Origin of the sequence: Planomicrobium sp. CPCC 101110, from assembly GCF_007859395.1 — a bacterium.
Lineage (GTDB): Bacteria > Bacillota > Bacilli > Bacillales_A > Planococcaceae > Planococcus.
Genome location: NZ_VOHD01000009.1, coordinates 122,599 through 144,767 on the forward strand (window position 1 = coordinate 122,599; position 22,169 = coordinate 144,767).

Annotated in this window: 20 protein-coding genes and 1 pseudogene; 3 read left to right on the forward strand and 18 right to left on the reverse strand. The window is 46.8% G+C overall.

What is annotated here, in order from left to right:
• Positions 1-21: 21 nt before the first annotated feature.
• From FQV30_RS14615 to FQV30_RS14635, 5 genes are all read right to left on the reverse strand, one after another.
• On the reverse strand, positions 22-1,512 hold the full coding sequence (locus tag FQV30_RS14615; RefSeq protein ID WP_146500888.1) for a UDP-N-acetylmuramoyl-L-alanyl-D-glutamate--2,6-diaminopimelate ligase: 1,491 nt from the start codon (positions 1,510-1,512) through the stop codon (positions 22-24).
• 318 nt (positions 1,513-1,830) lie between these two features.
• Positions 1,831-3,351 (reverse strand): flotillin lipid rafts scaffold protein FloT, encoded by a 1,521-nt coding sequence (locus FQV30_RS14620; RefSeq protein ID WP_370512405.1) that lies wholly within the window; start codon positions 3,349-3,351, stop codon positions 1,831-1,833.
• Positions 3,352-3,365: 14 nt separating this feature from the next.
• A complete protein-coding gene (locus FQV30_RS14625) occupies positions 3,366-3,905 on the reverse strand; it encodes an NfeD family membrane protein (RefSeq protein ID WP_146500890.1) in 540 nt (179 codons plus the stop codon).
• 208 nt (positions 3,906-4,113) lie between these two features.
• On the reverse strand, positions 4,114-4,827 hold the full coding sequence (locus FQV30_RS14630; protein WP_146500891.1) for a hypothetical protein: 714 nt from the start codon (positions 4,825-4,827) through the stop codon (positions 4,114-4,116).
• Between the two features lie 121 nt (positions 4,828-4,948).
• Positions 4,949-5,467 carry a P-loop NTPase family protein gene (locus tag FQV30_RS14635; RefSeq protein WP_146500892.1) on the reverse strand — a complete coding sequence of 173 codons (519 nt, stop codon included), beginning with the start codon at positions 5,465-5,467 and terminating at the stop codon, positions 4,949-4,951.
• Between the two features lie 238 nt (positions 5,468-5,705).
• Between FQV30_RS14635 and FQV30_RS14640 the strand changes: the two genes are divergently transcribed.
• The gene (locus tag FQV30_RS14640; protein WP_106533237.1) at positions 5,706-5,906 is read left to right on the forward strand and encodes a cold-shock protein; all 201 of its coding nucleotides are present in this window, start codon (positions 5,706-5,708) and stop codon (positions 5,904-5,906) included.
• A gap of 254 nt (positions 5,907-6,160) precedes the next feature.
• On the opposite strand, the gene FQV30_RS18385 is transcribed toward FQV30_RS14640, so the two are convergent.
• The 10 genes and pseudogenes from FQV30_RS18385 to FQV30_RS14685 all read right to left on the reverse strand — a co-directional run bounded on the left by FQV30_RS18385 (position 6,161) and on the right by FQV30_RS14685 (position 17,680).
• Positions 6,161-7,132, reverse strand: a complete 972-nt coding sequence (locus FQV30_RS18385; protein WP_370512407.1) for a serine hydrolase domain-containing protein — start codon at positions 7,130-7,132, stop codon at positions 6,161-6,163.
• Between the two features lie 153 nt (positions 7,133-7,285).
• Positions 7,286-7,843, reverse strand: a pseudogene (locus FQV30_RS18390) (serine hydrolase); the annotation flags it as partial.
• A 126-nt stretch (positions 7,844-7,969) separates the two neighbouring features.
• Positions 7,970-8,437, reverse strand: a complete 468-nt coding sequence (locus FQV30_RS14650) for a GNAT family N-acetyltransferase (protein ID WP_146500894.1) — start codon at positions 8,435-8,437, stop codon at positions 7,970-7,972.
• Complete coding sequence (locus tag FQV30_RS14655; protein ID WP_146500895.1) at positions 8,437-8,889, reverse strand: hypothetical protein; 453 nt, start codon at positions 8,887-8,889, stop codon at positions 8,437-8,439. The genes FQV30_RS14650 and FQV30_RS14655 overlap by 1 nt, the downstream gene beginning before the upstream one ends.
• Before the next feature lie 217 nt (positions 8,890-9,106).
• Positions 9,107-11,734, reverse strand: coding sequence for an MMPL family transporter (locus FQV30_RS14660; RefSeq protein WP_146500896.1), 2,628 nt, complete (start codon positions 11,732-11,734; stop codon positions 9,107-9,109).
• Between the two features lie 3 nt (positions 11,735-11,737).
• Positions 11,738-12,181, reverse strand: coding sequence for a MarR family winged helix-turn-helix transcriptional regulator (locus tag FQV30_RS14665; RefSeq protein ID WP_146500897.1), 444 nt, complete (start codon positions 12,179-12,181; stop codon positions 11,738-11,740).
• A gap of 102 nt (positions 12,182-12,283) precedes the next feature.
• On the reverse strand, positions 12,284-13,366 hold the full coding sequence (locus FQV30_RS14670; RefSeq protein ID WP_146500898.1) for an AI-2E family transporter: 1,083 nt from the start codon (positions 13,364-13,366) through the stop codon (positions 12,284-12,286).
• A 146-nt stretch (positions 13,367-13,512) separates the two neighbouring features.
• A complete protein-coding gene (locus tag FQV30_RS14675) occupies positions 13,513-14,640 on the reverse strand; it encodes a CAP domain-containing protein (protein ID WP_146500899.1) in 1,128 nt (375 codons plus the stop codon).
• Positions 14,641-14,755: 115 nt separating this feature from the next.
• Positions 14,756-16,447 carry a hypothetical protein gene (locus FQV30_RS14680; protein WP_146500900.1) on the reverse strand — a complete coding sequence of 564 codons (1,692 nt, stop codon included), beginning with the start codon at positions 16,445-16,447 and terminating at the stop codon, positions 14,756-14,758.
• Between the two features lie 150 nt (positions 16,448-16,597).
• On the reverse strand, positions 16,598-17,680 hold the full coding sequence (locus FQV30_RS14685; RefSeq protein ID WP_146500901.1) for an NAD(P)H-dependent flavin oxidoreductase: 1,083 nt from the start codon (positions 17,678-17,680) through the stop codon (positions 16,598-16,600).
• A gap of 131 nt (positions 17,681-17,811) precedes the next feature.
• On the opposite strand from FQV30_RS14685, the gene FQV30_RS14690 reads away from it, so the two are divergent.
• On the forward strand, positions 17,812-18,075 hold the full coding sequence (locus FQV30_RS14690) for a hypothetical protein (RefSeq protein WP_146500902.1): 264 nt from the start codon (positions 17,812-17,814) through the stop codon (positions 18,073-18,075).
• Positions 18,076-18,271: 196 nt separating this feature from the next.
• Here the strand turns inward: FQV30_RS14690 and FQV30_RS14695 are convergent, their stop codons facing one another.
• Positions 18,272-19,123: a VOC family protein gene (locus tag FQV30_RS14695; RefSeq protein ID WP_146500903.1), complete on the reverse strand. Its 852-nt coding sequence runs from the start codon at positions 19,121-19,123 to the stop codon at positions 18,272-18,274.
• A gap of 130 nt (positions 19,124-19,253) precedes the next feature.
• On the opposite strand from FQV30_RS14695, the gene FQV30_RS14700 reads away from it, so the two are divergent.
• Positions 19,254-19,577 carry a winged helix-turn-helix transcriptional regulator gene (locus tag FQV30_RS14700; protein WP_146500904.1) on the forward strand — a complete coding sequence of 108 codons (324 nt, stop codon included), beginning with the start codon at positions 19,254-19,256 and terminating at the stop codon, positions 19,575-19,577.
• Positions 19,578-19,608: 31 nt separating this feature from the next.
• Here the strand turns inward: FQV30_RS14700 and FQV30_RS14705 are convergent, their stop codons facing one another.
• Both FQV30_RS14705 and abc-f read right to left on the reverse strand, forming a co-directional pair.
• A complete protein-coding gene (locus FQV30_RS14705; RefSeq protein WP_146500905.1) occupies positions 19,609-20,370 on the reverse strand; it encodes an STAS domain-containing protein in 762 nt (253 codons plus the stop codon).
• A 160-nt stretch (positions 20,371-20,530) separates the two neighbouring features.
• Positions 20,531-22,165 (reverse strand): ribosomal protection-like ABC-F family protein, encoded by a 1,635-nt coding sequence (gene abc-f / locus FQV30_RS14710; RefSeq protein WP_146500906.1) that lies wholly within the window; start codon positions 22,163-22,165, stop codon positions 20,531-20,533.
• Positions 22,166-22,169 lie beyond the last annotated feature (4 nt).

Genomic DNA, 22,169 nt, shown 5'->3' on the forward strand with positions numbered 1-22,169 from the left:
ACCTTTCCAGTTAAAAAAGTCCTATTTTTGCTGCATGAAAAAACCTTCGATCACTTCTTCATCCGAATGCGGAATATATTCGCCTTTGACAATTTGCGCTCCATTGATATTGCCGCTGGAAAGCAGCACGATATCGTTGGGGCCGCTCTCTCTCAGCGCTTCAATAACTCCTTCGCGCCGCGTAGGGGCTGTCCGCACTTTTTGCTTGTAAGGGACAGAAAACCCCTTCAGCACTTCGTTGACAATATCATCGGGATCCAAGAAGCCGGGATGGTCAACCGAGACAACCAGGACATCCGCTTTTCCTTCAGCTGCTTTTGCCATTTTCGGCATTTTGGCAAAGTCGCGGATGCCCACTCCTGCAATCATGGCAATCAGCCGATTGTGCGGCAACTTCTTCACTTCTTTCAATACCAGATCCAAAGCCACCGGCGTATGGGCATAATCGAGGATGATTTTCCGTTCTTCCGGTCCCCGGATCACTTGAAAGCGACCTTCCACTTGCGGCATCTTCGGTAGTGCAAGCAAAATCTCGCCGATCGGAACATCGGTCAGGAGCGCCGCGCCGATGGCGGCTGTCAGATTAGCGGCATTATACTCGCCGTAAAGCGGGACCTTCACCGGATAGGACTGCCCCTTGTACATTAAATCGAATGCTAATCCGTCATTCAGGCTTTCGCAGTTTGCCCAGATCAAATCAGCACCGGAGTCTAAAAATTGGCTGTAAGTGAGAGCTGGGTAAGTTACAACCTCCAGAATTTGCCTTGCCATTCCTTTATCGTCCAAATTAATGACTGCATTTTTCGCCTGCGAAAACAATTGAAGTTTGCACTGTAAATAATGTTCAAACACTTTGTGGTATTCCATATGCTCTTCTGAAATATTCGTATGGATGGCGACATCAAAAAGAACGCCTTCCACCCGTTTTTGGTCTAGGGCGATGGAAGAAACCTCCATTGACGCGGCCTGGTCCCCAAAAGCGGCCAATTGTGAAAAGATGCCGTGGATGTCGGAAGATAACGGGGTAGTCGGCGTGCTTTTTTTATAACTGATTTTGCCGGCCGAGTTCCATATGCCGGTTGTACCAAGAAAACCGCAAGGAATTCCAAGCAGGTTGAACAAGTGGTACACATATGTCGCCGTTGTTGTTTTGCCATTTGTTCCTGTCACCCCGACTTTAACCAGTCGGTCTTGCACCCGGTTGTAAAAGTGAATAGAGGCATATGCCAATGCGGTACGGGAATCTTCCACTGCTGCAAAAGTCACCCCATTATGGGCTTTTGCGTGAGTTTCTAAAATTTCGCGGTCCGATCCTATAACTGCACTAGCCCCTTTTTGAATGGCTTCTTCTATATAAAGGTGTCCGTCCGTATTTTCTCCAGATACGCAAAAGAATGCGGAGCCGTTTGTAACTTCTTGTGAGTTATATACAATGGAACTGATTTCCTGTGTTTCGGGGCCATAGCAGGCGATAAGCGAAAAATGTGGAATTTGGTCGAATTGTATATTCATTGGCAGCTCCTTCTTTATGAAAATAACTTGTTCTACAGATAATTTTATCCTTAGATTACCATTATTCTATCATTTTAACAGGAGCGAGAGAACCGTTTCCGAAAGCCATTTACCCAATATACTTTATTTTCGTACTATTCGACTAGGCCAGCCCTTTTTCTTAACGCTTTTTGGATATAGCTCCGTTGTTTATTGATTTCTACTGGAAACGAATTTCTATTTATGGAAACTGTTTTATGCCCATCCTTTAAAATTAAACAAAAAAGGAGCAAAAGCTGAAGAGCTTTTGCTCCTTTTCGGCAATCATCCAAATCCATCTTACTTTTCCGTTTGTTTAGAGGCTGTTTCATACTGTAGTTGCTTTATCGCCTCAGCGTAATCAGTTTTCCCTGTCAAGCTCTCCAGCATGTCGCGGACGTCGATGCCTGAAGATTCTTTTAGCGTCTCTTGAAGCGAGGACATCAAATTAGTCGCGTAAGCCGTTACTTTGTTGGCGCCGCCGCCTTCTCCGCCACCTGTATCGACTACAGTGATTTTATCAATATTGGAAAGCGGGCTTGCGATTTCTCTTGCGTACTCAGGCAGCATCTTAACGATCATGTCGAGAGTGGCAGCCTGGCCGTACATTTCAAACGCTTCCGCAATTTTGCGTTTTGCTTCGGCCTCGGCCAAACCTTTCATGCGGATGATATCCGCCTCCGATTCACCTTGCGCACGAAGAGAATCGGCTTTCGCCAAACCATCGAGGCGCACTTTTTCCGCATCCGCTTTCGCCATCGCTTCAACGCGGTACTTCTGTGCATCCGCCACTGTCAGCTGTTTTGACTTTTCCGCTTGGGCAGCCTGTTCAACCGCATAACGGTCGGCATCGGCCTTTTTCTTTACTTCGGAATCATACTGGCGCTCACGGCGCTGGATTTCTTTTTCTTCCAACTCAATTTGCTTTTGGCGCTCAATGATGCGAATTTGCATTTCCTGCTCTATGACTTCCTGTTTCGAGCGGGCCGTCTCAAGCTCGTATGCTTGGTCGGCGCGGGCTTTCGCGCTGTCCTGCTCGCGCCGGTATTCCGCGACTTTCAATAAGTTTTCTTTCTCCGCTTCCGCAATTTCCGTGGCGCGCTGGATTTCAGCACGCTGTGCGTCTTTGCCAGCTTCTGCCCGCTTGATGCGCGTCTGCATTTCCGATTCCGCCGTCGCAATGTCGGCATCCCGCTTCACTTGTGCAATACGCGCTTTACCGAGTGAATCCAGATAGCCGTTTTTATCGCGCACGTCTTTGATAGTAAAGGAGACAATTATCAAACCCATTTTCGCCAGATCATGGGAAGCGACGCGCTGCACTTCTTGGGAAAATTTGTCGCGGTTTTTATAAATTTCTTCGACAGTCATCGATCCTAAAATGGAACGCAAATGGCCTTCAAGCACTTCTTTCGCTTCGTTTTCGCGGTCTTCCTTTGACTTTCCTAGAAACTGTTCTGCAGCAGTCGCGATTTCAGAAATTGAACCGCCGATTTTGATGATGGCCGTGCCGTCGGCCATGACAGGAACTCCTTGTTCCGTATAAACTTCAGGTGTGGTCACTTCCAACTTGCTTGACAGCAAACTGAGCGGCGCCGCCTGCTGGAATATCGGCAGCAAGAATGTCCCTCCCCCTCTAATGATCTTAATGCGGTTTCCTGAATCGTCCGTATGGACATTCTTTGACCCTAAGTAGCTCCCTGTCACAATCAATGCTTCATCGGGGCCTACCGTCTTATATTTAGTGATATAGACGCCGATAATCGCCAGCAGCACAAACGCTGCTATTCCCACTGCAATCATACCCATTCCAATTTCCATTTCCATTCCCCCAGTCATTTTTTCCCGCCGAAACTTACCGGTTGATATGCCCTGACATACAGCGTATTGTCTTTGACATCGATAATCAGCACCTGCTCATCTTGGCTTATAGCTTCGTTATCATAGCCTGTCGCCCGCTTCGCAATCATGCCGCCATATGTTTCCATAACGACTTCCCCATATCCATTCTCAGGTATCGGAATAATCACCCGCGCAACTTGCCCAAGAAGCGACTCTTCTGTATACGCGATGGATGATTCCGCAGAGGACAACGGCAATAAAACAAAGAAATAAAGCAAAAAGTCCAAGAACGCCGCTATTGCTAAAGAAACGCCAAGTATGGCCAAGCTGCTCCATCCCGTCCCGATTTCCAGCAAATAACCTGCTGCAGCTGCCAAAGTGAAGAATGCCAAGATGACTGTCGGATTTAAAAAAGGAAGCGCATCTCCCCCGTCAGCAACATCGCCAAAAAACACGTAAAGCACTGTCAAAGCCCCTGCGATAATAAGGGTGTACATATACAGCTGCTCCATGGCCAGCTTAAACAGCTCCATTCCAAAACCTCCCATTCCAGTTATTTTATTTCCATACTTTCTATACGGAGAGAAAAGAAGAAAGTTTCAGAAAAATACATTTTCCATCGAAAAGGCCGTTCGTCTTCGGAATGCCGGTTCTTCTTCCTCTGTATAGAAGAATCCTTCAACAACCAAAAAGACGGCTGTCTTAAGACAGCCATCTTTTGCTTAATGTGCAGATGCAGTTTTATAGAATGGGTTTTGCAAATTGAAGCTCGTGGAAGCCTTTGACAAGCTGGAAACCGAGGCCGACATAGCCGGATTCCAGCAGTTTCCGCTGTTTTTCAAGATCATTGAGTTTCGCGCTGACGTAATCCGTATACCGAAGCGGAGGGTTCTTCAAATCTTTCATAAAGATATACCGATCCAAACTATTGTATTTGTTTTTTAACGCTTTGATGTACATATGCTGGGAAAACTTGTCTTTCAAGCTGGGAATGTTCATCGGCGCTACCGTACAGCAAACATAGCGGAACTCTTCTTTTAAATGAGGCAGCTCTTTCATTACAACTTCTGCCAAAGTCTGCTGGAGCCGATTGCCCCTGTATTCAGGAAGCACTACAGAAATTTCTTGATAGATGACCTTCGAAAGCTCTTCTTCCCCAAGCCCGATGTCGTATCCCAAATGCCCTTCATCAATTTCCGGTATCAACAAAGCACGGAAGCCGATCAGCTGGCCTTCCGCGAATGCGCCTACCATAACTCCCCGTTCGTTTAAAATGAATAGGAATTCCTCCGTTGACAGCGGCTGGAGCGTTTCTTTTTCAGCAAGCGATTCGATTACGGTTTCCTGCACGTGTTCGATTATCGGCAAATCTTCCAAAGAGAGGCGCTTTATATACATAGGCTGTTTTTCATGAAGCACTTGGTTAGTTATAGTCCCTTCATACAAGAACCCCATTGTACATTCTCCTATTGGTTAGTTTATGTCGCTTTTGTAAGTTAGCATACCACGCGCAAAAGAACTCGTCTGTATTTCCGATGAATTTTTATGCATTTCATCCTTTTTTACAAGTCCTAAATCATGCCGGCAATTTGAAAAATCCTTCGATTTGCTTTTTTGATGTCAGAAGAATGACAGTATTTCCAGGCCGGGCATTCTGGAACACCCGCATTCGTTCCCTCATCTTCATCTTCCGCGCAGAATAAGTGGTGATGATGAATTTCAAAAAGGGCCAATCCATTTTTTCGGGGCACCCTTCCCCTAAATCAGGCCGTGTTCTTCCGATATTAGCCAGCCAGCGTTTTAAAACCCGATACAAGCAAATGCCTAATGGCAGCTCCAGGTAAATCATTGTATCCGCTTCTGCTAAACGGATATCGGCCGTAGCTGTATAATTTCCGTCAATGATCCACTTATCGCTTTTTACGATTTTTTCTTGGGCCTCCCTGAATTCTTCAGGTTCTGCTTCTATCCAACCGGGCTTCCAATAATACGCGTCAAGATGGTAAACCGGCAGGGATAGTTTCTTTCCAAGCTTAGCAGCGAATGTGGACTTCCCCACTCCTGCAGACACGCCCATTACGATGACTTTTTCCACATTCTGCCTCCCTTTTTTTCACTCTTGTTTTCTATTTTACTATTAAATGCAAGAGCCAATCTATAAAAAATTTAGACAATCTAAAGATATGGGTTGCAATTTCCGTAAACCCATGTTATTCTAAGGAAGAATTATTTTTGTTCGGATAACTTTTTTAAAAGTGTCAGATGTATATCTGCAAGATTTGAGCAAGGATAGTAATACAATGTATGCTCACGCATACGAGGAGGAAACACACATGGAACACGGTAAAGTAAAATGGTTTAACTCAGAAAAAGGATTTGGCTTCATCGAACGCGAAGGCGGCGACGATGTATTCGTACATTTCTCTGCAATCCAAAGCGAAGGCTTCAAATCACTAGACGAAGGTCAAGAAGTTACTTTTGACATCGAGCAAGGCCAACGCGGTCTTCAAGCTACTAACGTAGTTAAAGCTTAATCTAAAACCAACTATTTATGGGTTCCTCTTCGGAGGAGCCCATTTTTTTGCCTTTTTCTTGCATAAAAAAGCGCAGCTCTGCAAAGCTGCGCTTTTCCCTTTTCTTGAGTGCCCGTCCATTCTATGATTTTATTGCTGAGGATTCATTGCGAAATACAATTGGAACACCAAAAAAATCAAAATGCATGCCGCAAGAGTCCCGATGGCAATCCCAAGTGCCAGTTTCTTTCCATCCATGCCCTCACCCCTTTTTCTCAAATCTGTCCTGCCTCATCCAGCCATGCACCCTCAATCAGTTTCATCGCCTCAAAAGCGCCCTTGCCCCTATTTGATAGTACGGTCAACACACTGCCGCTATCCGGATAGTAGCCTGAATGGAAACTTACTCCCGGGTCATAGCCTATGACGTGATATTTAGTGATGGCACCGTCCTGTCGATCGATCCAAACACCATAGCCGTAATCGCCGCTCCCCCCGGAAACATGGGCAGTGAGCAGACAGCCGGTCATGCCTTTTGAAAGCAAGGAATGATTCATCAGGCTCTCCCAAAAACGCACCATATCATTTGCGGTAACAAAAGCCCCTCCATCAGCTCCTCCGATAACCGGAATTGCGTATTGGTTGGTCCGCCAACCGTTTTTTTCTTCAATATAGCCAAATGCCGTCTGCGCCGGCAGCTGATCCAATGGAAAATAACCGGAATCCGCCATTTCTGCCCGCGCAAAAATCCGTTCTTCCACCTCTTCTATAAACGGCTTGCCCGTTATTTTTTCCACAACCAGGCCGAGTGCGATAAACCCTGCATTGTTGTACCGGAAACGTTCACCCGGCGTGAACAGCATCGGCCTGTTTTGGAAGAGCGGCAAAAAATCACTGCCGGTTTTCATTCCATACATCGGCCGATCGTGCCACAATTCTTCATAATCCGCCATTGTTTCTTCATCAAAATAATCCGGGATGCCGGAAGTATGCGTCAGCAGATGATGGATGGTTGCAGGAAAATCCGGGAAAAGATCCGGCAGCACTTCGGACAGCTTGGCTTCGAAAGACAAAAGCCCTTCTTCCACCAGCTGGCATATGATAACCGCAGTAAATATCTTGCTGCCGGAAGCGATGCCAAAACGTGTATCTATGGCATTTGGCCGCAGATTCGCCCGGTCAGCCAGCCCCTTTGCTGTTGACCATGTTTCTTTTCGCTTGAAGATAGCGACTCCTGAAAACTCCATTTCCTCCAATGTATCGGATATAGGATTTTCAGCGGCAGCTTCCCGGAACTCGCCTTCTTCCGTAATATCGATTTGGCGGCCGTCCGCCAGTTCAACCGATAGCGGATGGGTTTCACTTTTCTGCTTCGAAAAATACCATAGGCGTTTTGGCGGCACCAGGAGCAGATAAGTATCGCCTTTTCCAAGGAAATTCAACGTGCCGGGATCTATACCTTTATTGCCCCGCACCGGGATATTCATTTCTTCCAATCGGCGGCCGATTTCTTTTACATGCGGGGTAGTGATGCTGACTTCACTGATGTTCAGGAGCGAATCGACGGTAAAGTCGCCCATCCGGTCGACGTTACGCCTTGCAATAAATTCTATAATATTACCAGCCGGATCTTGAAAATAAAACGCGTCTGCGTTGAAATTGGCATAAAAGATTTCGTCCATGCCATCTTGGCGATTTAAAGTTACACGTGAATTTGCCCAGCTTTTAGCAAGCGTGAATTGGTTGCCGGGAATATTAAAGGCAAAATGATAAAATGCTTTCCGTTCGGATTTTTCGAAGACCAGCTGAGATTCACCGATCGAGAGCGTAAAACCGGTATCGCCCTCCTCCACAATACGGAATCCTAATTGGTATTCATAAAACCCTTTCAATTCTTCCAAACGATTTGTATATAAGGTCACTTTTTTAAACATGTCCTCACCCCTTACGACAAGCATACCGAAAACGATAGGGATTTTCCTCTTTTATACAACAAAAAGAAAAAGGAGCACAAGGCTCCTTTTATACCGCTCCGGTAAACTGCAGTTCTTTCGCTTCTCGATTGCCGGCTGCCAAAATCACTTTCAGCCAGAAGCCCCTTTGCCTTTGTATTCTAAACGGATCATATCACGGCATTGTATGCCGTTCTCAAAAATCGGTTCCGGGTAATGGCGGATAAAAAAGTCCCGGTCGATAGCCGCAATGCGGAATCCACATTTCTGATAGAGGGCGAGCTGGCCGATGCTTGAATTTCCCGTGCCGATTTCCACTGTTTCATAGCCCATCCGCAAAGCTTCCGAAAGCGCATGATTCAGCAGCTCTTTGCCATAGCCCTTGCCTCTTCTGGAAGTTTCAAGGGCTATATTTTTTATTTCAATGGCAGTGTCAGTGAGCGGCAAAAGGATATACGCGCCGACCCTCTCGCCTTGATGTTCTGCGGCATAGCAAAAACCGGTTGCTGCATATGAAAGAATGAGCTCTTCAGACGGGTCCGCCTCGAGCAGCAAATCCATTGGCAATGGTTCGTTTTTTCGCAGCAGCCGGATATCCATCAGTTTTTCTCTCGGAATCCCTGGTCGAGCAAATATTCTTTCGCATCGTCAAATGTGCCGAAGCTTTCTTCCAAGTTCTTTCCTGTGTAAACATTCCAGAACGGTTCTTCATAAGCTAAAAGCAATTTGACGTCTTCGCGGTTTGTCCAAGTTTTTTCATAAGGCGGTTCCGGTTCAAGCGATAGATAGTCGAGTGCATCAGCAATAACTGAGCGCAGTTCTTTTTCATTGAATTCACGGATATTGACGAAACCTTTACTGTCCGCTTCATAATGCGGCAAATCCCCTACATAGACAAAGCCGTTGCCGTTCGGATGAAGGTGGTACACTACTATTTTTTTATCATATAGGCTTTCTTCAAAGTGGAAATTCACACGCTTCATTGACACGTCTTTGCGCGTCAATTCCGGAAAAGATTCAATGATTTCCAGTTTTTGTTCGAATGTCAGCATATTTTTACCCCGTTTCTTATGGTTCACTCTTTGAATATTATAGCATGAAAAAGGCGGTGCTTTGGGCGGATTCGTGTAAGAATCGCGATTCGTCATGCAGGAACGTCCAAAGTGCTTGTAGAACGATTCAAAGTTCGTGCAGGAACCGAAAAACTTCATGAAGAAAATTCCGGCAACCAACTCCAAAACAAAAAAGCTGCGCGGACGCAGCTTTTCATTAGTTTTTCGCTTTTTTCTGGATGAATGGCCACCAGACGCCGCGGTCGAATGATACTGAAATTGCCGGAATCAATAACGGCAAGACGATCAAACCGTAAAGCAGCAATCCGGTAATGACAATTGTCGCAATTTGCACCAGGCTCAAGACGCCGGATGGCATCATGGCACCGAATGTACCGGCTAAAATAATGGCAGCTGTGATGATGACGGTACCCATCTTCGCCATTGAAATGCCCATCGCTTTGCGTACACTCAGTCCGTGTTCCGCTTCTTCGCGGAAACGGTCAAGAAGGAAAATCGAGTAATCGACACCGAGTGCCACCAGCATAACAAATCCGAAGAACGGGACTGCCCAGCTGATGCCGTCATAGCCAAGCCCATTCACGAAAATCAGTTCCGCGATCGAAATCGATGTGTAATACGTCAACAACAATGAGCCGATCATATACAGCGGCATGATCAACGAACGGAACAAAATTGCCAGCACGATGAACAAACTTGCCAACATGATTGTTACTGTCTTGGTAAAGTCGCTCGATGATACTTCCTGCAGATCGTTGTTGATGCTTGAAATTCCGCTGTAGGCGATTTGCGCGTCTTCTAGCGGCGTGTCCATAATTGTGCGGTCCACAGCTTCTTTAACTTCCGCTGTTATATCGATCGATTCCGGTGAATATGGATCTTCGGCTAATACAACCTCCAGCTTCATGCCTGTGCCGTCTGCAAATGCATAGCGATCAAGCACTTGAGCGAATTCTTCGTCTTCAAGGGTGCCGTCAGGAATGAAAAGGCCGGTATCGCTTGCCGCTTGGCTACCGCTCATTTCCTGCATTATATCTGTCGCTTGGGTCAAACCATCTTGAATCTGGATGATCCCTTCATTGGAAGCACCGACCCCATCAGCAAGTTGAGAAAGGCCTGTACCGAGTTCACCTGTTTGCCCGGCTGCTCCTGCCAATCCTTGCTGGATTTGCGTAAGCCCACCGCTGATGCCTGTCAACGCGCCAACTGTTTGCTGGATATTGCCAGTTTGCTGCAAGCCTTGATTTGTCAAAGCAAGCTGCTGATTGATCTGGGAAAGGCCGGCTGCCGCTTCATCCAGCCCGCCAGCGCCATCGGTTTGGGCGCTGACACCGGCCAGGTTCGTTTCAATTTCGCCCAATCCATTCTGGACTTCGCCAAGCCCGTCGCGCGCGTCCGAAATACCATCGGCCAACAAACCGATCTGATTGTCGACGTACAAGTCTTCGATAACTTCGCCAGTTGGCCGGGTCACTGTGCGGACCGCTTCAACTCCGTCAATTTTTTCAATTTCACGGCTGAGCGATTCGAAATATGGAACAATTTCTTCGTCGGTAAGCGATTCCCCGGACTTCACAATAACTTGCACCGGCAAGGAATCACCTTTTCCGAAGCCTGCTTCAATGGCGCGGAGTCCTTTAACCGATTCATATTCCGAGCCGATCTCATCAACTGTATTGAACGAGAGCGAGTTGTCGTATGTGAAAAGAAGAGGCACAGTGATGATGGCCACTACCAGCATGGACAATAACGGTCGGTTGATGGACAACTTGCTCATTGTTATCCAGAGTTTGCTGTCATTATGCGAAGCCGATTTTTTTGCCGGCCAAAAAAGTTTTTCTTTCAGCAATGCCATAAAGAATGGCACGACTGTATACAAGACGATCAGCAAAACGAATATGCCGACAGCCACTGCAACCGCCGATTTAAAAATCGGAAATTCGGCAAAGCCGATGGCAAAAAAGCCGATGAACACAGCAATCCCGCTGATCAAGAGCGTTCTTCCCGCTGTTTTGTACGTATTGACGATGGATTCCACCGTATCATGCCCGGCCGACAATTCTTCCTTATAGCGGCTTAGCAGCAATATGCAGTAGTCGGTCCCGATTCCGAACAAAATCGCCACCAGGAATATTTGAGTATAATTCGAAACCGGGAATCCGAACCAGTCAATGAAATAAGCTACAATCGACTGGCTCAGCAAGTATGAAATGCCCACCGCAACAAGTGGGATGAACGGCGTGATGATTGAACGGAAGACCGCTAAAAGCAAAGCGAATATCAATACGACTGTAATGATTTCCGTCCGCTTCAAGCCTTCCTGCGCGCTGGCATTGACATCGTTGTTGATAATCGCTTCTCCGGTCACGTACGCTGTCAGGTCTTCCGGTATGATGCTTTCCCGAATTTCATCAGCTACCGCATTCACTTCTTCATCAGTGCCATCAACCATAATCGGCATAAGCACCGTTTTTTGGTCTTCTGAAATCAATTGTTCTTCAAGCTCTTCGCTTTCGACCGGATTAAGGACGCTTGTAACCGGATCGCCCAACTCTTCAATTTCCCCCACCATTTGCCCAAGCGTCTCCCGCATCGAACTGTCGATACCATCTTCAAGCGGAACAACGAGTGAAATGGTTTGTTCCGCTGCATCGGCATCGCTTAAGATTGTGGCTGCAATTTGGGAAGAAGCTTCATCGGACAGTTGGAATGAACCAGCCTGTTCCGCTTGTTCCGCCAAATTGGGGGCCAGTAAAAACAAAGCAACTGTAATAACAAGCAAACCGATGGTAATCGGCCATTTTAACTTTAGTACTGTACGCATTCCTTACACTCCATCCATTTTTATGATCTCTTTCAGCTTTCGGAAAAACAACAGAAACTGCTCGATTTCTTTATCATTCACTTGGTCGGACAACAGCTTTCCGAGATACTCCATCAGCACTTTATCGGATTGCTCAAGCACATCTTTTCCCGACTCGGTCAATTCCAGCAGTTTCTCCCGCCGGTCTTCCGTTTGGACAATCCGGATCAACTCTTTTTGAAGCAATTTTTTGATGCGGCTTGAAATGGCGCTTTTGTGGACAGACTGCAAAAGGGCCAATCGGCTTGAAGTGATCTTCCCTTCTTTGCTGATGAGCTTTAAAGTCTGTATCTGTTCAGGCGAATACTCGTTCCATAACGGGTTATCCACTGCCCGTATGACCCGTTCCGTCCCATAAAACATTACTTCCTGAAACAAATCCACCGCTTCTTTTATTCTTTCATCCATAAAGTATACCCCCTAAACTATTAACTAGTTTAGGGGGTATACTTTCCTGCGTCAAGCAATTCACATTCCATAAAAAAACCTGTGGAACAAGTCCACAGGTTTTTACTCTACATCTTTTACTACAGTATGACCGATTTCTTGGCGCCGCGCGTAAATGTTCTTAGCAATCGCCTTGATCACGGCATACACCGGGATAGCCAAGATGATTCCCCATAAGCCCGCTATGTTCCCGGCCGCCAGAATGAGCGTGATAACGGTTAGCGGATGGACATCCAAAGCATTGCCCATGACATTCGGCGTGATGAAGTTGCTCTCAATTTGTTGCGCAACAAGCATGACAATGAGAACATATACCGCCATAATCGGTTCTTGTACCAGCGCGATGATAACCGCAGGCACAACCGCGATATAAGGCCCTAAAAACGGGATGACGTTCGTCGCCATGCCTATCAAAGCAAGGAGCAAAGCATAATCAAGGTCAATGATCAAATAACCGATCAGCAGCATGATGCCGACTAAAAAGCTGACAAACAATTGCCCTTGGATGTACGCTTGCAAAGTTTGGTCAATGTCGTGCATCGTCTTGCGGATCCATCTGTTGCGGGCCCCTGAAAAGAATCCCGAAATGAATGGCACGAATTTACGGTGATCGATCAGCAGATAGATAAGGAAGAACGGCACTAGAACGAGCGTGAACAAGCCGGAAATAAAACTTGTCAGGAAGGACAATACCCATGTCCCGATTCCCGCAGCTCTTGCTCCAAACTGCTCTGTCACTCCATTCAGCTGCTCCTCCACCGAAGTCGGCAAACGGTCCCGCTGATCCAGCAAATACTGGATATAGCCCTCGGTATTTTCGATAATCTCCGGACCATTTTCGACCAATGCATTGACCTGATCTGTTACAATCGGGCCAATCATTCTATAAAGCAGCCAAAAAACAAGAATAATGAGCAATATAATAATTAAAATAGCTGACCATTTCGGAAACTTTTTCCTTTCCAAAAAATAAAGAATCGGCCGGGTCAGATAGAAAAGCACCCCTCCAAGCAACAATGGCACAAAAATTGTTTGCGCAATGATGAACAGCGGATCGAATATTGCTTGGACTTCTATAAATAAACGGATAATGATCAAAGCAAGTATAGTACCGATACCCGCTTGAAACCAAAGTTTACTCGTCAACTAATGCACATCCCTTCTTTATATATATAACCGTAGTTTACCACGAAAGCTCCATGTTCTAACGCTATTCAAAGGATTCTGTTCTTATTCGCCTCGCATATTCGTGCTGAAACAGAAAAAGCATCTGCAAATTGCGCAGATGCTTGCTATCGGTTAAAGAAGTTTTCCGTGAAATAAGGCTGATTTTCTTTGTTGAATGCCGCTCCAACCCCTAAGTACCCATAATCGGCTTTTACGATATTTTCCCGGTGCCCCATGGAGTTCATCAAGCCTTCATGAGCAAAAATGCTGCTGTATTGTCCATAAGCTAAATTTTCGCCAGCCACGAAGAATTGAATTCCGTCTTCTTCCATCCGGTCAAACGGTGACTCCCCTTGCTGGTTCGTATGGCTGAAGTATTGATTGGCTGCCATATCTTCGCTATGTTTACGAGCGGTATCCGCGACTTCCTCGTCCCATCTCAGAATGGGCAGGTTCCGTTGGACCCGCGTTGAATTGGTCAGCTCAAACAGCAAAAGTTCCGACCCTTTCCGAAACTCATCGTTTGGCTCTGCATAAATGCCTGGCCGTTTTTCTTCCAATTCTTCATGGATCACTTGAACGGCTGTGACGGTATCCCCTTCATGCACATCATAAAAAACTGTAACGTAAATATCATCAATCTTGTACAAATCGTATTCGTCCCGCGTATCTAAAATGTATTGGACATTGCCTTTTTGGAGATGTTTGAGCGGCGTCCCTAGCGCTTTCCGCACTTCCTCTTTCGTCGAGTCCATCGACAGATCTTCAGTTGAGGAGATGAGGGCTTGATTGGTATACATGCCATTGACTTTTCCTTCTTTGTCATAGGAAAGCAAGACATAGTTTTGATAGTCTGTATGGTAGCTATGCCAGTCTGTCCCATACTCATTGCGCATCAAACGCAGCGGCAAGCCCACTTTCGCCTGTGCTTCTTCTTTTGCCATGCCAAGGGTGACGTTATGGACAGCAAAAAGAGAGTCTGTTGCAGCGATATCCGGTTTTGCAACTGCTTTTGGAGCTTCAAGCGAATTGTCGGAAACCAACGACTGAAGTTCACCCCCAAGACGCGCGGTGAATTGCTTGGCGCCATCCAGCGCTTTTGCAACTTCCGGATTTTCTGATACATTTTCAATGGCCTGATCGACAGAGTCCAAAAAGCTCAAATCCACGTATTCACCGGCCTTTTCTTCCCATAATGGGCGTGCCGCATAAGCAAGCACAAGTATGGCCAGCAGCCAAAATATTTTCCGCAAGTGCATCACCTCTTCTCTCCCATTTTAAATGCCGCCGCCGCAACTATAAAGCAATAACGCTCGGCTAATTGAAAAGAAAGCCCTGCGCATGCATCAGCATCAGGGCCTTCTCTTTTCACTCAATTCCTTTGATTTCCAATTCTTTTACCGGCAAGAACAGTTCCCCCGTCCGGGAATAAGTTAACGAAACGTCATCGCCTTCCTGCAAATAGATGGCCAAAGGCACATTCTCGGAAGAGACAAGATAATTGGTTCCATCTTCAAGCAAAAACGACACCACAGTAAAGTCCCCGGCTTTTTCCTTGAAAACCCGTTCGACAATGCCCGAAGTTTCCGCGTCCTCTGAACCCGACGCGCCGTTGACCGTACTGCCTCCGCGCTGAAGAGCCGTCTTGTATGAGCGCAAAGCGTCGTTTGGAGTTGAAGCATAAACCGATATTTCCGGATTCGCTGCAGAAACGATAAAATAGTTTTGCAAAAATCCATTGGAATCAAGCACCGGCGTCAGCCAGCTTGTTTCGCCGTAGAAGTTGTAAAGTACCGGCATGGCTCCAGACCACTCTTTCTCGATAAACTGCTTTTCAATAATTTGCAGGTTTCCTCGAGAATCCATATAAGAATCTTCCATGTTGCCCGTAAAATATGTCGATTCGCCTGTCCGCGCATTTGTCAAAGAATAGCCGAGCATCGAATCGACGCCTTCTTTCGGGCTGGTGAAGTCCGTGAAATAATACATGTCGCCTGCTGCGTCGAAGATTGGGCTGACATTAGCCTCCGTCCCTTCATTCGACGGCAGTTTTACATCTTTCTTGCCAAAAACGCTGTTCCAGAATCCATGGACGTACTCTCCGTAATAATCGTTTTCCAAACTGACGGATTCAGGAGAAACAGCTCCATCGATAAACGCCGGAACTTCGGCCAAAGGGTAGGTTTCAACTGCCCCTGAAGCCGGGTCGACCGCGACGACGCCCTTTACCTTGAATCCGTTGCGCGCTGAAATGAATTCGCCATACGAACGGATATAAAAGGGCTTTCCATCATCATCAATTTCAAGCTGAGGATCCCCGTAGAAAACCGCCTCCGGGTTTTTCATGCGCATGTGGCGCTCAATGTTTTTGTTAAAATAAGAAGACGGCGTGTACGCCATTTCGGCAGCCATGAATTTCGGATTAGCTGCCGCGTCCGTTGCGCTCATCGTAAAATAGCCAGGAGTAACTTCCGCATTGCGCCATTTGAAGAAGCCGGAAAATTCTACAGGAGCAATATAGACATATTCCCCGGCCACTTTTTGAATCTGTAAATTCCCTAATTCATAATAGCTTGTGTCCGGCACTTGCCCAAACGCCTTTTTCATTTTATTGCGGGCAAATTGAGGCGGCACGCTGGCCGGTGTTTGGGTCTCGTCAAACGCAGTGATTTCCATTTGTTCATCCATTTCGACCGCTTTGAATTTTTCCGTCGCATTGAACAATGGCGCAGACAAAACATACGCGCCTATTATCAGCGAAGCCACAAAAAGAAAGCCCTTCACTTTTTGTTCGGTGCCGCTCGAAGCGAAAAACCCAAGCGCGGACACTATTATAAACAGCGGCCAAAGCGATAACAAATTGAGGTCCAAATGCGTAAAATAATAGTAAGCGGTGATTAACACCGTGAAAAACAGGAGCATAACTATAACCCCGGCAAGCCGCGCGGAAAAAGTCCTTTTTCCGCTGCCGCGCTTTGTCGGCTTTCCTTCTGTCAGCGGCGAGGCAATCAAAGCGGCGGCTAAAGCGGCAATAGCAGCAAACAAGATAATACTTCCCATAATGTATTCCCCTCTGTTTCTGAATGGTTCCCACATTACTATATACGGATAACCAGGGGGGAAGTTTCACTTCAGCCATTGCCGTCCACTAAGCGGCATATGCAATTGACCAACAAAAAGCAGGCTCCCAAACACTTGGAGCCTGTTTTTTCATCCTAGGTTCTTTTTCAGCAGCTGTTCCGCTTCTTGCATAATCGTCCGCACGATATCGGCGGCGGCCATTTCATGGGTCAGCATGCGCGTCGTCTGGCCTGCCCATAGGGACATGAATTCTGGATTCGCCGCTTTCGCTGCTGCTGCACGAATATCTTTTGTTGCGGTATTTTGGGAAGGAAATGGCAGCGGCTCAATGTTCTTCTGCTCGAACTCTTCGACAAAGCGGTTTTTGATGCCGCGCGCCGGCCTCCCGGTAAAACTTTTGGTGATGACTGTACTTTCTTCTGTGCTTTCGAACAAAGCCTGTTTGTACATTTCATGTGCGGCAGATTCTTTTGAAGAAAGGAAGCGGGTTCCGATCTGAACCGCCTGCGCGCCAAGAAAAAGCGAAGCGACAAGTCCTCGCCCATCCGCGATTCCCCCTGCCGCAACAACCGGAATCCCAACTGCGTCGACGATTTGCGGCACAAGAGACATTGTTCCGATTTGCGCGCCAAAAGGATGCTTGCCAAGCGTAAACGTGCCGCGATGCCCGCCGGCTTCACTGCCTTGGGCAACAATAGCATCCACTCCTATCCGTTCCGCTGTCTTCGCTTCTTCTACAGTCGTCACCATCGCTACAATTTTGATGTTCCTGCTTTTCGCGCGTGCCATCTGTTCCGCCGATAAACAGCCGAACGCTGTGCTGATGATCGGCACGCCAAAATCCAAACAAATATCGAATTGCTCGCCGCTCCAATCGGGAGACGACAAGGAAGCAGGCGGCTCGGCAATTCCCAGTTCTGTCCGAAAAGGATTCAAGATTTGCTGCACTTCTTCAAGCCGAGAAAAATCGTCTTCCACTTCTGCTGCAAACAGATTCACACCGAAGGGCCGAGAAGTTCTTTGAGCTATCTCGCTAAGGGCAGTCCGAAGCGCATCCGGAGCCATGTAAGCGGCCCCAAGCGTACCAAGCCCCCCAGCCTCGCTGACTGAAGACACCAGCTCTACAGTTGTAGGACCGCCTGCCATACCAGCCTGGATAATCGGATATTCAATGCCAAACAATTCACATATTCCTGTTTTTAATGTAATCACTTTCTCCCTCCTAGCATTTTCCACTCTGTCTTCAGTATCTCGCAACCGGCAATCTTCTTCAATCGGGAACTTTTCCGCAGCGCTCATCGTTCTTATTAAAAAAGCAGACAGAAAAAGGCGGGATTACTACTATGAAGGGGTTCCTTTCACTTTTGGGCATCACTTTGATCGTCGGTGCATTTGGGTTGATCCTTATAATTTTCATCGACAACCCTCTCGAAGAATGGAAAAGCGACGAAAGAATGTATGCTTATATTGAAACGCGCCAACACCATTCTGCAGAAATTGCCACACAAAATGAATTTGGTTTAAAACCGTTAGTGGCCATAGCACATAAAACAACTAACCTCTACATCAACTTGGACAGCAGCTGCGAGAAACCTTCCCGCGATTAATATAAAAGGCGGCCCAGCATCGTTTTCGACGATTGCTGGGCCGCCTTGCTTTTTCACCGCTTGGATTGCGAATCCAAAATTTTCTTCATGAAGTTTTTCGTCCCTGCATGAATTTTCGGACCATCCCCCTGAACTTCACGTTTTTCACATGGCGAAACGCCTGTCCTGCTACGGTTTTCGTGCTTCTATACATTAATCAAACAACCAAACGGATCTTGTTTCCCGCTGGGTCTTTTGTTTCCAGAAAATCCTCATGGAACGAAACTTCCGCTCCGATTTCATGAAGCCGAGCAGCTGTCGCACTTCGTTTCTCCTCGGTATCAAAGATCAAAGTATAGTAATCCAATCCAGCAGCTTTCTCGGGAAGCGCCGGGATGCCGACACCGTTCCAGACGTTCAGGCCGATATGATGGTGGTATTTCCGGTCGGCTATGAACAATGCTTGCCGCCCCATTGAAGCAACAATTTGAAAGCCCAGGCCAGCCACATAAAAATGTTCCGCTTGTGCAAGATCCGATACATGCAGATGAATATGCCCCATAACGGCGCCAGCCGGCATTCCTTGCCACGTTTCGCCGGATTCCTGTGCAGCCTTGACGATCCCTTCCGCATCAAGCGGATCGACCGCCATTGCAACTTCATCGTTATTCCAATTCCATTTTGCAGCATCCCGGTCCCGGTAAATTTCAATCCCATTTCCTTCGGGGTCCGACAAATACAGCGCTTCACTCACCAAGTGGTCCGACGAACCAAGCCCGATGCCCCTGTAATGAAGATGAATCAAAATTTTCCCCAGCTCTTTGCGGTTTGGAAGCAAAATCGCAAAATGATAAAGGCCTGCATAACGCCCTTGTTTCGGCAATAGCCCTTCAACTGTTTCAAGAACTAACAACGTCCGTCCTGCTACTCCTAGTTCCGCCCTTTTTTCTGTGCGGGACAGCACGCTAAAACCGATCGTCTCTGTATAAAACTGAATCATTTTCGTTAGATCCAATACTTTCAATCCTACTTGGGCCACATAAGTGACCGGTTTTTGATGGAAATTCATATGCTTCTTTCCCTTCCTTCTAGTTACTTTATGTAACTAATTTTATTTTAATAACAATAAGTTGTCAAGTAACCTTATTCTTTTAATTTACAGTATTTTTTGCTATTATATATAGAAAGGAGTGAGGAATATGGATACATCCCTTATTTGCCCGCGTTTTGAAAGTGCCATTTCAATTTTGAGCCAGCGCTGGACAGGCTTAATCATATATCAATTATTATCAGGGCCTCAGCGCTTCAGCCAGTTGACCGAAGCTATTGGCATAAGCGGCCGTCTGTTGTCCGAACGGCTGAAAAATTTGGAAGCGAGCGGTCTTGTGACCCGTACTGTCTATCCGGAAACACCCGTGCGGATTGAATACTGTTTGACCGAGAAAGGCATTGCATTAAAACCGGTCATGGATGAAATCCAAAGCTGGTCCCAAACCTGGGTGGAACCGATTGAAACCAAATAAAACAGCTTATCCATCAATAGGATAAGCTGTTTTATTTGGTCTGGTGCTGAATAATGTATTTCAGCCCCTCATAGGCTGTACCGAATGTTTTTGTTTTGCTTTCCAGTTTCACAATGGACATCGCCAGCTTAGGGTTGATGCCGACTAAGATGCATTCGGTTCCAATAAGCTTCAAACTATCCGTCAACATTTGAATCTGGTAGCGAATTTGGTTTTCAAACTCCGTAATCCCGCTCAAATCAACGAGAACGTGTTCTATGCCTTTTTCTGAGCATTCCGCCAGAATCGTGGCCAGCAGCTGATCCGAACGGTCTTTATCAAACTCCCCAATAAGCGGAAGCGCTATCGTCTTCTCCCAAATGTTCAGAATGGGAATAGAGAGCTCCTTGATCAGCTTCTCACTTCGCTTTTGCTCTTCTGCCTGTGTTGTGACATCCATCAGCATCACAATATAGCCTTCAATTGCATCTTCCGCATTTTTAATCGGCGTTATGACAATATCAGTTACAAATTCATTGCGGATGGTAATTCTGGACCGGTGAGTTTCGTTCAGCTGTTTCATAAGCTGCTTCTGCCGATCCGGCTGCTTGTGAAAACTGTCCATATTCATGCCGATCAGCTCCCGGCAATCAGACAGGCCAAATAACGGGACAACATCTGTAAGCAGCCTGCATGCTTCAGTGTTCATCCATCTTACGGTATAAGAAGTATCGGCAATTATAATAGTTTCTCCAATATAGTCCAGGGCATGTAACAGTGATATCGAATCCGGTATTGCTCCTATTGCGGCCATAGTCTTCCACCTTATCAGTCATTTTGGTATTTACCTTATACCCATTATCGCATAAGACTATTCCTGCCGCTCCATTATATGTTCAGCCTTGCCAAAAGAAAGAAGCATACGGTAGAAGCATGCTTCTTGTCTTCCGGAATTCAGCTGGCTAACCGGACTGTCATTTCACAGCCAGCGCCTTTTTCTTTTCTCTTGCAAAGCTGTAGTTTCCATCAAAACGTTCAATTGTTTCGTCGCGCAGCCAATAGGTGACCGGAAAGAGTTTGTCCAAGAAATACCGGTCATGCGAGACCGAAACAATGGTTCCCGGAAAATCGGAGAGCGCCTCTTCCATCACTTCTTTCGCCTCCAAATCCAAGTGGTTCGTCGGTTCATCCAAAACAAGTAAATTGTGGTCCATATGCATCAGCTGGGCCAGCCGGAGCCGCATCCGTTCCCCGCCGCTCAATTGCCGGACTGGCTGGAATACCATGTTCCCAAAAAACAGAAACTTCGCCAGGAGTGGACGGGCATCATATTCGGAAACCGGCACTACATCCCGGAATTCTTGGATAATGGTACGGTCGTTATCCATTTCCAAAGTATGCTGGGACAAATAGCCGATTGAAAGTCCGCTGCCAAGCCGAATCTCCCCGGCATCCACCGGCTCATTCCCTAAAATCATATTCAGAAGGGTCGTTTTCCCCGTTCCATTGGAGCCGACGATTGCAACGCGCTCCCCGTACCGAATATGCATGGAAACATCATGAAATAAAATTCTGTCGCCAAATTCCTTCCAAACGTCCTCCATGCGTACAACGTCTTTACCGCTCCGGTCTTTTGCCTGAAAATGGAGAGCCATCTGTTTTTTCGACAATACGGGGCGCGCCAGTACATCAATTCGCGCCAACGCTTTTTCCATGCTTTTGGCTCTTCTGTGCATGCCCGCATTCGGCGGATTGGCCCGGTTCGCCCACTCCTTCAGCCGCTTGATCGTTTCTTTCATTTTCTGTATTTTCTTTTGCTGGTCCTGATACTGCTGGAATTCGATCAAGAGCCGGGCTTCCCGCTCTTTTACATATGCAGAGTAGTTCCCTTTGTATTGGATCAAATCCCCTTGGTCAAGTTCCCAAATATGAGTCACTGTTTCATCAAGAAAATAGCGGTCATGCGAAACCAGCACAATCGTCCCTTTATAGTGGGCAATGAATCCGGCTAGCCACTCAATGGCTTCCAGATCCAAATGGTTGGTCGGTTCGTCGAGCAACAACAGATCCGGCTGCTGCAGCAACAATTTTGCAAGCCCCACTTTTGTACGTTCGCCCCCGCTTAGATGGCCCCACTTCTCGGACTTCAAATGCTTGATCTTCAACCCGTTCAGCACTTGGTCCATCCGGACATCAATCTCATACCCGCCCCGCTGAATAAAGTCATCTTGCAGCTTGCCGTAGCGCGATAGGAGCCGTTCCATTTCTTCCGGAGAAGCTGTTGCCATGGCATTTTCCATTGCAGCCAATTGCATTTGGACCGCTGCCAATTCTGAGAAAACGTCCGATAACAATTGGTAAACCGGCAGTTCCCCATCCTCATACGGAGACTGCTTCAATAATCCGACCGCACTTCCCTTTTTCCAGGTGACCGTTCCTTCAGTAGGCTGCAAAGCGCCTGCCAGCACATTCAGCAGCGCTGTTTTCCCTTCTCCATTGCGGCCTACCAAGCCGATTCGCTGGCCCTCCGCCACTTCGCCTTTTATATGATTGAATAATTTTTGTGTCGCAAAATGACACATGATCTGTTGGAATTGGCTAATAATCATCGTG

Coding starts and splice junctions, on each gene's coding strand:
- FQV30_RS14615 (WP_146500888.1), bottom strand. CDS start 1,512: ATGAATATACAATTCGACCAAATTCCACATTTTTCGCTTATCGCCTGC.
- FQV30_RS14620 (WP_370512405.1), bottom strand. CDS start 3,351: ATGGAAATTGGAATGGGTATGATTGCAGTGGGAATAGCAGCGTTTGTG.
- FQV30_RS14625 (WP_146500890.1), bottom strand. CDS start 3,905: ATGGAGCTGTTTAAGCTGGCCATGGAGCAGCTGTATATGTACACCCTT.
- FQV30_RS14630 (WP_146500891.1), bottom strand. CDS start 4,827: ATGGGGTTCTTGTATGAAGGGACTATAACTAACCAAGTGCTTCATGAA.
- FQV30_RS14640 (WP_106533237.1), top strand. CDS start 5,706: ATGGAACACGGTAAAGTAAAATGGTTTAACTCAGAAAAAGGATTTGGC.
- FQV30_RS18385 (WP_370512407.1), bottom strand. CDS start 7,132: ATGGAGTTTTCAGGAGTCGCTATCTTCAAGCGAAAAGAAACATGGTCA.
- FQV30_RS14650 (WP_146500894.1), bottom strand. CDS start 8,437: ATGGATATCCGGCTGCTGCGAAAAAACGAACCATTGCCAATGGATTTG.
- FQV30_RS14655 (WP_146500895.1), bottom strand. CDS start 8,889: ATGCTGACATTCGAACAAAAACTGGAAATCATTGAATCTTTTCCGGAA.
- FQV30_RS14660 (WP_146500896.1), bottom strand. CDS start 11,734: ATGCGTACAGTACTAAAGTTAAAATGGCCGATTACCATCGGTTTGCTT.
- FQV30_RS14665 (WP_146500897.1), bottom strand. CDS start 12,181: ATGGATGAAAGAATAAAAGAAGCGGTGGATTTGTTTCAGGAAGTAATG.
- FQV30_RS14680 (WP_146500900.1), bottom strand. CDS start 16,447: ATGGGAAGTATTATCTTGTTTGCTGCTATTGCCGCTTTAGCCGCCGCT.
- FQV30_RS14690 (WP_146500902.1), top strand. CDS start 17,812: ATGAAGGGGTTCCTTTCACTTTTGGGCATCACTTTGATCGTCGGTGCA.
- FQV30_RS14695 (WP_146500903.1), bottom strand. CDS start 19,123: ATGAATTTCCATCAAAAACCGGTCACTTATGTGGCCCAAGTAGGATTG.
- FQV30_RS14700 (WP_146500904.1), top strand. CDS start 19,254: ATGGATACATCCCTTATTTGCCCGCGTTTTGAAAGTGCCATTTCAATT.
- FQV30_RS14705 (WP_146500905.1), bottom strand. CDS start 20,370: ATGGCCGCAATAGGAGCAATACCGGATTCGATATCACTGTTACATGCC.
- abc-f (WP_146500906.1), bottom strand. CDS start 22,165: ATGATTATTAGCCAATTCCAACAGATCATGTGTCATTTTGCGACACAA.